A 12,318-nucleotide genomic window follows, 5' to 3' on the forward strand; every position below is an offset into this window, starting at 1 on the left:
GACGTCGCGGCTGGACCGTTTCCGGTTCCAGCCGCGATGCGCATTGACCGCTCGTGTCAAGCGCGAAGGTTAAAAAGCGCGTTCGTCAGCCCGGAGCATCCTCACCCAGGGTGCATTGTTCACGGATCCACTGCGCGAACGCTTCATCTTCAAAGCGATATTCACCATGCGCCAGTTTGGTCACGATGTTGTCGGCCTGAAGCCGGCGCAACGAATGCGCGGGCGTGTTCATCGGCGGCGCTTTGGGCAAGCCGAGCAAGGTCCCGAGTTGCTCCCGCGCCGCCTGACTATGAAAGTCCGAAACCATGCCGTCGGCCATCATGCCGAGCAGCGCGCGGTCGGCTGGCAACAATCCGGTCCACTGCCGCTTGAATTGCGCGTTGTTGAACACGTGCTCTTTGGTGAATTGCAACGCCGCTTCGGGACCATCGAACGGATACGTAAGATGCCGCTCCAGAAAACGCCGGAAGAATTCAGGCGTGCTGTTGAGCTGATCGAAAGCCGCGACCGCATGTTTCATCGAGAGCTGATGCTTGGCAATGGTATTGACCTTCTCCACCATGAACTCGAGGAAATCGCGACCGAGCAGCGGAAAAGGTTCAAGGGGCGCCCAGTTGAAAAATGGCTCGGACGAGCGTCCGAACATGGTTCGCAAGGTCGATTCCGAACTGCCGGCAAAGATCACTTTCAGCCGATCCTTGCGAACGTCCAGCCCGGCACGCAGCGCATGCGCAAAATTCGAGTGGGTCGCGGCAGCAAGAACCTGCGCTTCATCTATGATCAGAAGCAGCGGTTTCGGCTGGGAATCGAAGGCCTTGAGCGCGTCCGATAAAAGCGTGCCGACATACTTCTTGTCCTCCGCCGATAATTCCGCCTCGACCGACGCCTCGCCGAATGCAGGAATCTTGCCCGTGGCTTTGAGCTTCCTGACCGGATTTTTGGCTTGACGTGCAAGCCTGGTCCACCAGTTAGGCTCGATAGCGCCGTAGAGGGCACCGACCAGCGCGCCGGCGGGCTCCTCGTCGTCGTCCCACAGGTTCACGTACGCGCTCAGGTAACCGCCCGCCATGGCTGCCGGGATGAGGTCTTTCAGCAGAAATTCAGTTTTACCCATCCGCCGCCGTGCGAACAGCGTGCGCGCGGAAGAAAGACCCAGCCCGAACAGGTTCAGATAACCTGCAGCGAGCTCAGGACGAGAAAAATGCCATTGATCGGGTTTCATGTTTCAAACTATATCATCACATTTTAAATATATCAAAACTGATGATATAACTTGATAGTCAGCGTCCCCTATCCTTTCCAGGATTCCCTTCCTCCGTCAGCCGCCTTGCCGCTTCGCGCTTTAAAACCGCCCGGTCGATCTTGTTGGTCGACGCGAGCGGAAACGCATCGACGAACCAGACTTGCCGCGGATGCTGATAGGCCGGGGCGTGCTCCAGCGCGAACGCCTTCACCTCCTCCGCGCTCAATTGCGCCCCCGGTTTCAGCACGACAAAGGCCACGGGTTTCGTACCCTTGATCGCATCGTCGACGGGAATCACGCTCGCTTGCTGGATTGACGGATGCCACTCGAGCATCTTTTCTACATCACCCGGGAAGATGTTTTCTCCACCGGAAACGAACATGTCGTCGCGTCGTCCGATGAACGTGTAGAAGTCGTTTTCATCGCGGCGGAATACATCGCCGGTGCGATAAAAGCCGTCCGGCGTGATCGGCGTCGCCAGGTCCGGGCGGTTGTGATATCCGTTCATCAGCCCCGCGCTGCGCATCTCCAGTTCGCCTTCGCTCGCGAGCTCGCCGTTCGTATCGATGAGACGAAGTTCCACTTGGCGGTGCGCCGCGCCGATCGCGTGCGTTGGCATAGGCAAGCCCGCGGGATGCGGTCCAAACACGACCGGCCCACCCTCGGTCGTGCCATACGCGTTGATGACCGTCGCGTTCGGCAGCAGCGCGTGAGTCCGCTCGAGCAACGCACCACTGACCGGCGCCGAGCCCATCCGCACATAACGCACCGACGACAAATCCGTGCGCGCAAGCAGTTCATGCTCCTGCATCATCATGGCGATCATCGGCGGCACGGAAGTGAGCCACGTGCAGCGATAAGTATCGATAGCGCGAATGTAATTGCGCGCGTTGAAAGCGGGCATCAACACGGTCGTGGCGCGAGCGCTCAACGTAAGGAACACCAGCGCGAGCGCGTTCATGTGGTAAAGCGGCGCGGCGATCAGCACACGCTCACCGCTCAGTGGCTGCGCTTTCAAGCGCGTCTCGACCACCCAGAGATGACTCGCGTGCGAAAGCACGACGCCCTTGGGCCGCCCCGTGGAACCCGATGTATAGAGGAACAAAGCGGCTTCGTTTTCGTGTGGAACGACGGGCACGAAGGTCGGGCCGTGCGATTTTTCCGCTGCAATAAACGATTGAAATCCCTGCGCACCAGGGGCTTCCTCTTGACCACCGAACACCACGCGCGGCAGGGTCGCAGGCGCATCGCCTACCCGCTGGGAATCTGTGAAGACGAGACGCGCTCCGCTATCCGCGATCACGTCCGCAATCAGCGCGCGTGGGAATTTATAGTTGACCGGCACGGCGACCAGCCCCGCGCGCATGATGCCCAGCATCGTCGCGACATAGTCCGCTGAATTGGCCGCGAGCAATGCAACGCGCTCGCCTCGCGCGTACTGAGCGGCGAGCGTATAGGCCACTGCGTCGGCGAGCGCATCGAGTTCAGCGAAGGTGTATCGGCGCTCGTTGAAACCATCGTCAAGGCCGATGATGGCGAGTGTATCGGCGCCCTCGCCGCGTGCAATCAGCGCGCCGAGATTCGTCGGAAAAGTCATGGTATGAATTCCAGCAAGGTATCGAAGCGAGGCAGCGCGACGAGCGCCCTTTGCATCTCGACGGACGCAGGGAAACCCGCTGCGTCCGCGCGCTCACCCACCGAGCGCCAGGCCGGCGTACGCACCGTGATCGCGGCATAACGCGGTCCGCGCGCAGCAATGTATTGCGCAGTCGTGCCAAAACGCGCGTAGAAGTCAGCACGCGTCCAGTACACCAGTTCGAAGCCCGGCTCGATCTCACCGAGTTGCACATACGGTTCGGGCGCAACATCGATCAGATGCAGCGCGCTCAAACCCACCGCGCCATTCGGATGGCTCTGCCACTCGCTGCGGAAAACGAGCTCGGGCGTCAGGTGCTGGCAGAAATAGACGCGGCCTCCGTCAAGCTGGCCCGGCTTCAGCCGCACGGTGGTGAACCGCGCATCGGCGGGGGGCTCGCCGTCCAGTTCGACCGGCCGCGAGAAGGTCTGCGGCGGCGTCGCGTAGAAACCGGCACGCTGCAAGGTATTGAAGGTCGCAGCCGGATCGTCGATGCGGAACACGAGACCGTCGGGACCCAGCGGACTCGACACAATCTCCTCGCGCACGGTCTTGCCATCGGCAGGCAAGCCGATGAGTTCAAGATAGTGGTCATCGAACACGATCGCATGATTGATCGACCCGAGCGTGTGATACCCGCGCGGCGCAACCGTGAAGCCGAGTTGCTCGAAGGTGCGCTGAGCAGCGTCGGTATCGAAACGCGTGTTGATGACGAGATGGTCGAGCTTCAGCATCAGGGGGTTGGGGTTACCGTTGCCGTTGAATAGGCGCCGCGGCCGCTGGCGACGAGCTTGCCGTCCTTGTCGAAGACCTGCGCTTCGGACACGGAGACCTGCGAGCCGAACTTGATCACCTTGCCCTTCACGGTCAGGTCGCCCTGAAACGCGGCGCGATGATAGTCCACGCGAAGATCGATAGTGGGCACGCCCCGTCCGGTCTTCGATACCAGCGCCCAGTCCGCCGCCAGGTCCACGAGTGCGGCGAGAATGCCGCCGTGCGTGTAGCCCTTGTCGGAATTCACGACCCATTCTTCGCGCCACGTGGCACGCAGCTCGATCTCGCCTTCGCTCACCGATACCACCTTCAAACCCAGCCATTCGTGAAACGGGCCGCGCCGCAAACGCGCCTCGATATCCTGCGCGCTCGGCAATGTTGCTTCGCTCATGATGTTTTCCTCAGCGTATCTCATCAATAGATTCAGGGGTTGACCACGACCTTACCCAGCACCTCGCGGTCGCGAATCAGGCGCAGTCCCTCGGCGGCTTGCTCAAGCGGCAAGGTCCGGTCGATGGCCGGCACCAGTTCTCCCGCCGCAATCTGATCGAGCAGCGCGCGCAGGTTTTCATCGTAGAAACTGTTCGAGCCGATGATCTTGAGTTCGAAGCTCCAGATGTATCGAAGGTCTTCGGCGGGTGCATGGCCAGCCGTTGCGCCGCATACGAGCAACGTGCCGCCGCGTTTCAGGCACTTCAGCGACGGCACCCAGGTGTCGCCGCCGGTGAAATTCACCACCACGTCCACCCCGCCCTCGTAAGTCCGGCGCTGGGGTTTGCCGTACTCGCCGATTGCCCACTTCGAAAAGTCCGTAGTCTTGTAGTTCACCGTATGATCCGCGCCGAGCGCTTTCAGTTGCTCGCACTTCTCGTCGCTGCCTGCACACGCGATCACCTCGGCGCCCAGTTGCTTCGCGATAAGAATGCACGCCGTGCCTACCCCGCCGCTTGCGCCGAGAATCAATACGCGGTCGCCTGCTTTCACGGTCTTGTGGGTGACCAGCATGCGGTGCGCCGTGCCGTACGCCACCGGCAACGCGGACGCGGCGTCGTAACTCACGGCATCGGGTAACGGAATCAACTGCCCGACCGACACCAGGCAGTATTGCGCCATGCCGCCATCGAGCATTTCGCCCATCAGGCCTTTCTCGGGATAAAGCGGATTCACGAGCACACGGTCTCCCGCCTTCCAGCCCTCCACGCCTTCACCCAATTCCGCAATTTCACCCGCCATGTCGAGACCGATCACCACCGGAAACGGCACCTTGATCCCCGGCATGCCCTTCACGGTGAACACATCGTGGTAGTTGAACGACGACGCACGCACGCGGATCACCACATGCCCGGGTGTCGCCTTCGGCACGGGTTTGTCGGTCACCACGTGGAGTTGATCGAGGTCGCCGTGCTGGTTCAGCACGAGTGCCTTCATGGTCGATGGAATGCTGGTTGTCACAGTGTCTACTCCGTTTTATTGGATTGATTTCGATGCGGCATACGGGCCGGTATCGAAGAGATCGGGGGGCAGCGTGCCTTTGATCACACCGCCATCCACGAAGATCTGATGCTCACGCTTGAGCGTCTCGAGATCGATCGGCTCGAAGGTCACGCGATTGATGTCCGACCAGCGCGCGGCATACGCTTGCGCGTCCTCGGCGGGAAGATTCGCGCTCTTTTGCAGGATTGCCGCGACGTCGTTCTGATGCGTTGCGCCCCATTGCAACGCCGTGCGCATGCCTGCGATCAGCTTCGCCACGTCCTGCGGATGCTGGGCCAGGTAATCCGCACGGATCGCGCTCACGCCTATATAGGGCGTTGCGTCGGATTTCGTCAGCTTCTTCCACTCAGCGCCAAAACTGCCGAGCCGCTTCACCTTCAATTCCTTTAGTTGTGCAATGGTTACCGATCGCAACGCAGCGGCGTCGACCTGCTTTTGCACGAGGAACTGCGCGAGCCGCGCTTCATTTCCCGGGACGATGGAAAAATCGTTCGCCTTGATGCCGTCGTTGCCCTGCAGCACCGCGGTGGCAATCGCCGCGACCGAACTGCCCGGTGGCGACATACCGACTTTCTTGCCGCGCAGGTCTGCGAGCGACTTGATCGGCGAGTCCTCAGGCGCGACGAATTCGACATCGGCCGGTTGCGTGGCAAGCACGATCTTCAACGGAACGCCCTCGGCCGCTGTGCTGAAAACAGCGGCGGCAGGTGCCGCGAATGCGAAGTCGATCGCGTTGGCGGCCAACGCGCGATTGGGCGCGTTGACGTCGGAGAAACGAATGAAGGTAACGTCGAGGCCGCGTTGCTGCAGGAATTTTTGTGCCTCGAGTACCGCCCCGAAGCCCAGGCTCACGCCGCTCGTCCAATAGCCGATGCGCATGGGTTCGGCATGCGCCGTTTGCACAGTACCGAGCATCGCGGTCGTCGTAACGGCGGTTGCAACCGCCGCTCGCCTGAGTAGTAAAATGGCTTTCATGGTTCCTTGTTTCCCGTTAGATCAGTCGGTCTTTTTCCAGCGAAACAGGCGGCGCTCAAGCGGCTTCAGCACGCCCGCTTCGAGCAGCAGCATCAGGACAACGAGCGTGACGGTCCACGCGAAAACCTGATCGGTCTGCACGAGATCGGCAGCCTGCCGCAGGCGGTAGCCAATGCCGTTCGACGAGCCAATCGTCTCCGCCACCAGCGAGACACGCCAGCCAAAACCGAATGCGAGGCGCGCACCGGCGAAGAAATGCGGCAGGATGGTCGGCAGGAAAATCTTGCGCATGGTCTGCGTCTGCGACATGCGAAAGCTACGCGCGAGCTCGACATGGTTCCGGTCTACTGTCAGTGCGCCTTGCCATACGTTCGTCAGGATCAGCGGCATCGCGGTCATGAACACCACGAAGATGGTGGTTGCGTTCGAGATGCCGAACCAGATGATGGCGAACACCGCCCAGATCGCCGACGACACCGTGTTCACAATGGACAGCAACGGCTCGAAGAAATGCGCCACGCGCGGATTCGCACCGAGCGCAATGCCGAGAGGTGCACCAACGGCGGCCGCCAGAAGAAAACCAGCCACAACGCGATACAGCGTGATGCCGAGGTCATCGAAGAACGTGCCGCTCTGAACGAGCCCCACAAATGCATGCGCCACTCTCAGCGGCCCGGGCAATACAAATTGCGGCATGCGCAGCGACGCGGCCCACCATGCCGCCAGAAGCAGAATAACGAGCACAACGCGTTGCGCAACGGTTGAAGCAAATGAACTACGCGGAACAGTGGACATGGGTCAGATCAGAAGACGCAATTGGCGGATCGCCTCGGCCACGGTCGGATCCGTGGCGGTTCGCGGGCGCGGCAGGTCGACGTCAACAATCTCGCGCACGCGGCCGGGACGCGGCGCAAGCACCACGACTCGATCCGCAAGCACGATTGCTTCCTCCACGTCGTGGGTCACGAACAGCACGGTCATGCACTGCATCGCGTGAATGCGCAGTAGTTCGTCGTGCATTTGGGAGCGCATCTGCGGGTCGAGCTTTGAAAACGGTTCATCCATCAGCAGGATGCGAGGGCCGGTGACAAGGCTCCGTGCAAGGGCGACGCGACTGCGCATGCCGCCCGATAGCTGATGCGGGTGGGCATCGGCGAAACCTTGCAGGCCGACCAGATCGAGGACCGCGTTCGCGCGGGTATGGCGTTCGCGGGCGGGAATCGCGGGGCTCGCGGCTTCCAGGCCGAACTCGGCATTCGCGCGCGCAGTGCGCCAGGGCAACAGCCGGTCTTCCTGAAACATATATGAGAGCGCGTTGCGATCCTTCGTGCCTTCGGTCCGCTTGCCGTCGATCCACAGTTCGCCCTCCCCCGGTTCGAGCAATCCCGCCACCATGTTGAGCAGCGTGCTCTTGCCGCATCCCGACGTGCCGAGCAGCGCGACTATTTCACCTTGCGCGACATCGAAGGAAACGTGATCCAAGACCTTTAGTGATCCGAAGTTCTTTTCTATTCCGCGCAAGGAAATGGCAGCGCTCATCGGCGAAGCTCCGCCACCGTGTACAGTGGCAACGATGCCCCCGCGCTGGAAAGACTCGCGTAGACCTTCTCCATTGTCATGCTTTGGAACGTCTCTATATGACGGCGCGCAATAGTCTCTGCGCGACGTCCGTCGCCTGCGATAAACGCATCGATCATCGCATTGTGATCGTGCTTGATCTCGGGTTTGGTTCCCTGTACGCCAAAGCCAAGCGCAACGAGGCGCGACATTTCATCGAGCAGGCTCGCGAGCGTTCTATGCAATCGCTCGTTGCCGCTCGCAGCCGCTATCGCCAGATGAAATTCGCGGTTCGCGTCGAGAAAAACATCAATTTGCGCCGATAACGCCCGTTCCGGATGCGGCACGCGGCACGCCGCTTCGAGACGGCGCAGCAGCTCCACGTCAACACGGCCGCAGGCTAGCCGCGCTGCCAGTGGTTCAAGTTGTACTCGCAGCGCGAACACCTCTTCCACGTCTTTCAATGTGATCGCTGCAATGCGGTAACCCTGTCGCGGCAGAGAACGCACGAAGCCTTCGTGCACGAGCCGCACGAGTGCAATACGGCAACTCGTTTTACCAATGTCGTACTCCGACATCAACTGGCTTTCGGTAACGGTCGACCCGGGCATCAGCTTGCATGAAAGCAGATCGCGGCGGATGCGTTCGTAGGCGTCATCGCCGCGCAACACTGCGGGGGCAGACGGTGCAAGCAGATCAGTAGAGTGCGTGGCGGATTCGTCGTAGGTCATGGCCGTTGGGTTGTAAGCTGCTCACGACATCGGATTGATATGTTCAAGAAACTATCGTAGGCGTTTACGACATTTTTCAAAAACAAGTTATTTAAATAAGTAAGCCCCGAGAAGAGATATCGTGGGAGGCTCAGGGGTGAGTAACTTGACCACTACAAACGTCCAGGGCTTGCGTAGGGCGCGCATCCATTGCCTAAGCTGATTTGCAGGCTTCTCCTTTTCATTCCGGTGTAAATGCTGACTATTGTGGGCAATCCTTAGCATGATTTTTATTGCCCGGTTCGCAACTAAGCGGTAACCAAATCGGCGCGGGGAATCGAATTGTTGTTACCGGCAAGGGGAATTGACCAAAGAGTTAAGCGATCACTGATCTGGCCTGCGGTTTGCGTGTACCTGCTTAGCAAACTTCATTGGAGATGATCATGTTCAAGGCTCTTATTCCTGCTGTTGTTATCGCCTCAGCGCTCGCCGCGCCGACATTTGCGTTCGCTCAGGACAACACGCAAGTGACACGCTCTGCGGTAAAGAACGACCTTCAACAAATGGAGCAAGCGGGCTATAACCCGGCGGCCGACCGCACCAATTATCCCGACCAAGCCCAAGCTGCCGAACAGCGCGTGGAAGCGGAACGCGGCGTGGCCGCTACGTCCTATGGCCCCTCGGTGAGCGGTACTTCCGCTTCAGGCATGCGCTCCGAGGCGACCCAGCCTGCCGGAACCCACTCTGTCTATTTCGGTCATTGAGGCGCCAGCGAAAATTGAGTCTCGCCTTGATCGCTCACGGATAGAAAGCCGGCCGGTGATGATTAAGCGGCGTTGCTTTGCACTCTGCGCGGGGGCCGGCAAATGGCAACTGCAGTACTGAAAAGGCCGTTTCCAACTCGCGTTGGAAACGGCCTTTTTATGTTTCAGTTCGTATTGTTTTCGGGTTTCAGCGTCTGTTGCCGGAAGCTGGTGTGCTCCCTTTTACCTGCGCGTCTTATTGCTGCTCCGCCGCTGTTTCGTCAAGCATCTGCATTGCCGCTTTCTCCGCATTTGCCACATGCAGTCGTGCCGCCGCGCCGGCCCCTTCCTCATCGCGTGCCTTCAGCGCTTTGAACAACTTGTCGATCTCACGGAGGCTGGCCGGAAGGCGGTCTGGGTGCATCAACGAAGTCGCGCGCAGCAAAGTGACCCGCGAATACAGGCTCGTCAGGATCTCTTTCACCAGGGCATTGCCGCAGTTATCGAGCAGTACATCGTAGAGTTCGGTCTTCGCCTTGATCACGCCAGCCTGATCGTTGGCCAATGCTTGCGCGCGCAGCAGCTTTGCTTTTTCGCCGAACAGGGCAATGGCTTCATCGCCCGCAATTCGAGCAAACTCTCCGGCGGCGAAACCTTCGAGCAAACCTCGAATTGCATACAATTCAGTGGCCTCCTGCTTCGACATGATCGCGACCACCGGCCCCTTGTGCGGCACGCTGCGTACCAGCTTTTCCGCTTCCAGCCGGCGCAATGCCTCCCGAACCGACGTCCGGCTGACACCCAGCGTCTCACACAATTCACGTTCGATGAGCCGCGCGCCCGGCGCGAAACGACCGGACACGATGGCTTGTCGGAGCACATTCTCTACCTGATGACGCAGCGTTTCCGGCCGCACCAAACCCATTCCGGCTGTCATTATTGTATTCCCGTCTGACAAAGATCACCTCGGCATGATACTTGATACGGCATGCCAAAACGAATGATCGTGGGCCCAGCGTTATGCCCATGGGATGACGCGCGTTGTTATTTTGCAACGCCATTAGATTGAATGATTGTCATACAAAATAGCTTGCGATGTTAGATGTCGGTTGGTCCACCGGAAGCTTCGGTGACCGACTTCTTTTCGACGTTACCTTTCGATCGCTGAATTTGGACTCCAGACAGGGCATGCCGACTCGTTCACGCTTTCGCGCCGGGATATTTGTCGAACAACTATGCGGCGCATATCTCGCGATTGATTTGGGAATGGTCGGACCGCTGCCCGTTAAAAGCAGATTGGGTGATCGGGCTGAATATTGGGCTCTAGCCCGCGCGGAAGGCAGATGAATGATCGGCTGACCGTTAGTTGCGATTATGCGAATTAGATCGAACAGGATGTAAGGCCCGAAGCCTCGGCGATGCGCGCGGATGCTTATGTTGTTCGATCGGGTTTTCAGGGATGCTTGTAATGGTTGTATTACGCAGCCTCTTTCGGCGTAAGTCGGCTTGATGTTTGTCTGCGAAACGTGGTGGCACGCGTAAGCACAGATCCAGCGAGCAGAAAGATAGCGCATCGAGTTCATGCTGAGATCCCGATACCCATACCGCGTCGCGCTCAATAATGCACGACCGGTCATGCCAGATTGATCGGTACCGATCCGGGCAGCCATAGCGAAGAGCATCCGATTCTCAGAATTTCGCGAAAACGAACCGATACGTGCCGTCATTCATTGGCCTTCAAAACTTGCCCCGAACTCTCGGCAAGCCGCGTGTCACGCGTGTTCAAGGAAACGCCGGCGCATGTAGCCCGGAGCATCTTCTTCATGTCACTTAGGCGATCGTTGATCGTCGATGTCCTTGTTCGTGGCATGGCATGTCCGGCTGGCGCTGTGGCCGCCGGTTGGACAGCATGATTGTTGTCGCACTTCAATCGGAATGCAGCGAGCTGATCGGGCGTCGCTCGGACAACTTCCCTTGCACTCAGCGCAGCGACGAACGCGGCTGCCCACTGCCCAGTCGACACGCGTGGTTTTGCTTCTCGGTAGTCGTGGACGGTGATCGAATCGGCTGTGCTGGAGACCGTGATGAGGCGGGTATTGGCGATATCGATAAATACGTGTCCAGCGCACTGGAGCACAGCGGCGTCGATATTCGCGGCTCGAGCGTTCTTTTCGGCCAGTTGCTCTGCGGCGAGTCGCTTGGCTCGAATCTGATGCCCGAAATCAACCGGTGAACGGAGCAGGGCACGAAGGTAGCTGATCGGGCGCTTCGCGTTTCGCAGATGCTCCCAGGTCGCTTCGACGACGTCGGAAAGCAGCTTTGCCTGCGCCTTCGCTTCTCGCATGAGTTTAAAAATCAAAAATTGACGAAAACCCAAAGTCAGCAAGCGCTGGAGATCCGCTGGGAGCTCTCCTGGTTGTCTCTTTTGATTCTTAGGGGGTAGATCCTTATATATAGCGCCGTCTGCCACCGTGACACACGGCGGGCTAAATGAATGGGCCTGTGCGCTGAGTGTCTCAACACCGGGCGAAGCCAGGCCATCGGATTGAGCGGCAGAAAGCTGATGATCAGGAGATTGAGTTTTAGAAGACTGAGTTTCGGACAACTGTGACGTGTAGCCGAGGACAACCGCGGATTTTTCCGTGAGATGCAGATAGGCGCGACCAAACAAGCCAGCGGTCCCGAAGCGCTTCTGCGGCACGCGCTCAATCAAACCGGCCGCTTCGAGATCGTCAAGGCTCCGATAGAACGTGCGCATCGATTGCATGGCGCGCCCGGTCAGGAGCTCACGACGGGCGAATATGGCGGCGTACGGTCGGTTGGCGTCAACGGTGCGTGCAAGTGCAGCCAACACGGCGCGAGCGCGAGCAGGGAGTGCCGGGAAGCTCGCAGCACGATGCGCGGCCCGGAATACGACCCAAGGGAGGTTTGATTGACCGGCCAGAAATTCATCTAGCGCTGTTTGGTCGATATCGACGGAATCGTCGGAGGGTGGAAGAGGGTACAAGTCCCCCTCGCCAGCAACGGAAAGTTGCGCGATAAGCATGTCACACGTCCATTTCTTCAAAATGGAAGAGAAACGCTTGACTGCCGATCGCTATCCGCTACACTTCGAGGTGTTGGGCCTTTATCCGATTCCCGTCGGAGAAATGCAGCGGTGGGCAAGCGACAGCGAAGCCCGGTTAC

General features: G+C 59.3%; 12 protein-coding genes. 1 reads left to right on the forward strand and 11 read right to left on the reverse strand.

Annotation, left to right across the window (positions count from 1 at the left end):
* Positions 1-85 precede the first annotated feature (85 nt).
* From HB376_RS31220 to HB376_RS31260, 9 genes are read right to left on the reverse strand one after another with little or no spacing between them, the layout of a single operon-like run.
* A complete protein-coding gene (locus tag HB376_RS31220; protein ID WP_213767531.1) occupies positions 86-1,222 on the reverse strand; it encodes a hypothetical protein in 1,137 nt (378 codons plus the stop codon).
* 58 nt (positions 1,223-1,280) lie between these two features.
* Positions 1,281-2,840, reverse strand: a complete 1,560-nt coding sequence (locus HB376_RS31225) for a class I adenylate-forming enzyme family protein (RefSeq protein ID WP_213767532.1) — start codon at positions 2,838-2,840, stop codon at positions 1,281-1,283.
* The gene (locus HB376_RS31230; protein ID WP_213767533.1) at positions 2,837-3,613 is read right to left on the reverse strand and encodes a VOC family protein; all 777 of its coding nucleotides are present in this window, start codon (positions 3,611-3,613) and stop codon (positions 2,837-2,839) included. The genes HB376_RS31225 and HB376_RS31230 overlap by 4 nt, the downstream gene beginning before the upstream one ends.
* Positions 3,613-4,044 (reverse strand): PaaI family thioesterase, encoded by a 432-nt coding sequence (locus tag HB376_RS31235; protein ID WP_213767534.1) that lies wholly within the window; start codon positions 4,042-4,044, stop codon positions 3,613-3,615. The genes HB376_RS31230 and HB376_RS31235 overlap by 1 nt, the downstream gene beginning before the upstream one ends.
* A 32-nt stretch (positions 4,045-4,076) precedes the next feature.
* Positions 4,077-5,081: a zinc-binding dehydrogenase gene (locus tag HB376_RS31240; RefSeq protein WP_213767572.1), complete on the reverse strand. Its 1,005-nt coding sequence runs from the start codon at positions 5,079-5,081 to the stop codon at positions 4,077-4,079.
* Between the two features lie 39 nt (positions 5,082-5,120).
* Positions 5,121-6,122 carry an ABC transporter substrate-binding protein gene (locus HB376_RS31245; protein ID WP_213767535.1) on the reverse strand — a complete coding sequence of 334 codons (1,002 nt, stop codon included), beginning with the start codon at positions 6,120-6,122 and terminating at the stop codon, positions 5,121-5,123.
* Positions 6,123-6,143: 21 nt separating this feature from the next.
* Entirely contained in the window at positions 6,144-6,917 is a 774-nt protein-coding gene (locus HB376_RS31250) for an ABC transporter permease (RefSeq protein ID WP_213767536.1), read from the reverse strand.
* A 3-nt stretch (positions 6,918-6,920) separates the two neighbouring features.
* Positions 6,921-7,661: an ABC transporter ATP-binding protein gene (locus tag HB376_RS31255; RefSeq protein WP_213767537.1), complete on the reverse strand. Its 741-nt coding sequence runs from the start codon at positions 7,659-7,661 to the stop codon at positions 6,921-6,923.
* A complete protein-coding gene (locus HB376_RS31260) occupies positions 7,658-8,410 on the reverse strand; it encodes a GntR family transcriptional regulator (protein ID WP_213767538.1) in 753 nt (250 codons plus the stop codon). Before HB376_RS31260 ends, HB376_RS31255 begins: the two co-directional genes overlap by 4 nt.
* Before the next feature lie 422 nt (positions 8,411-8,832).
* On the opposite strand from HB376_RS31260, the gene HB376_RS31265 reads away from it, so the two are divergent.
* Positions 8,833-9,153, forward strand: a complete 321-nt coding sequence (locus HB376_RS31265) for a DUF4148 domain-containing protein (protein ID WP_213767539.1) — start codon at positions 8,833-8,835, stop codon at positions 9,151-9,153.
* A gap of 235 nt (positions 9,154-9,388) precedes the next feature.
* Here HB376_RS31265 and HB376_RS31270 read toward each other — a convergent pair whose 3' ends face one another.
* Together HB376_RS31270 and HB376_RS31275 are read right to left on the reverse strand one after the other, a co-directional pair.
* Complete coding sequence (locus HB376_RS31270; protein ID WP_213767540.1) at positions 9,389-10,069, reverse strand: GntR family transcriptional regulator; 681 nt, start codon at positions 10,067-10,069, stop codon at positions 9,389-9,391.
* 786 nt (positions 10,070-10,855) lie between these two features.
* Positions 10,856-12,178: a replication protein O gene (locus HB376_RS31275; protein WP_213767541.1), complete on the reverse strand. Its 1,323-nt coding sequence runs from the start codon at positions 12,176-12,178 to the stop codon at positions 10,856-10,858.
* Positions 12,179-12,318 lie beyond the last annotated feature (140 nt).

The organism is Caballeronia sp. dw_19 (genome assembly GCF_018449515.1).
Lineage (GTDB): Bacteria > Pseudomonadota > Gammaproteobacteria > Burkholderiales > Burkholderiaceae > Caballeronia.

Excerpts from the sequence above, each read along its gene's own strand:
- HB376_RS31220 (WP_213767531.1), bottom strand. The coding sequence starts at position 1,222 with ATGAAACCCGATCAATGGCATTTTTCTCGTCCTGAGCTCGCTGCAGGT.
- HB376_RS31225 (WP_213767532.1), bottom strand. The coding sequence starts at position 2,840 with ATGACTTTTCCGACGAATCTCGGCGCGCTGATTGCACGCGGCGAGGGC.
- HB376_RS31230 (WP_213767533.1), bottom strand. The coding sequence starts at position 3,613 with ATGCTGAAGCTCGACCATCTCGTCATCAACACGCGTTTCGATACCGAC.
- HB376_RS31235 (WP_213767534.1), bottom strand. The coding sequence starts at position 4,044 with ATGAGCGAAGCAACATTGCCGAGCGCGCAGGATATCGAGGCGCGTTTG.
- HB376_RS31240 (WP_213767572.1), bottom strand. The coding sequence starts at position 5,081 with ATGAAGGCACTCGTGCTGAACCAGCACGGCGACCTCGATCAACTCCAC.
- HB376_RS31245 (WP_213767535.1), bottom strand. The coding sequence starts at position 6,122 with ATGAAAGCCATTTTACTACTCAGGCGAGCGGCGGTTGCAACCGCCGTT.
- HB376_RS31250 (WP_213767536.1), bottom strand. The coding sequence starts at position 6,917 with ATGTCCACTGTTCCGCGTAGTTCATTTGCTTCAACCGTTGCGCAACGC.
- HB376_RS31255 (WP_213767537.1), bottom strand. The coding sequence starts at position 7,661 with ATGAGCGCTGCCATTTCCTTGCGCGGAATAGAAAAGAACTTCGGATCA.
- HB376_RS31260 (WP_213767538.1), bottom strand. The coding sequence starts at position 8,410 with ATGACCTACGACGAATCCGCCACGCACTCTACTGATCTGCTTGCACCG.
- HB376_RS31265 (WP_213767539.1), top strand. The coding sequence starts at position 8,833 with ATGTTCAAGGCTCTTATTCCTGCTGTTGTTATCGCCTCAGCGCTCGCC.
- HB376_RS31270 (WP_213767540.1), bottom strand. The coding sequence starts at position 10,069 with ATGACAGCCGGAATGGGTTTGGTGCGGCCGGAAACGCTGCGTCATCAG.
- HB376_RS31275 (WP_213767541.1), bottom strand. The coding sequence starts at position 12,178 with ATGCTTATCGCGCAACTTTCCGTTGCTGGCGAGGGGGACTTGTACCCT.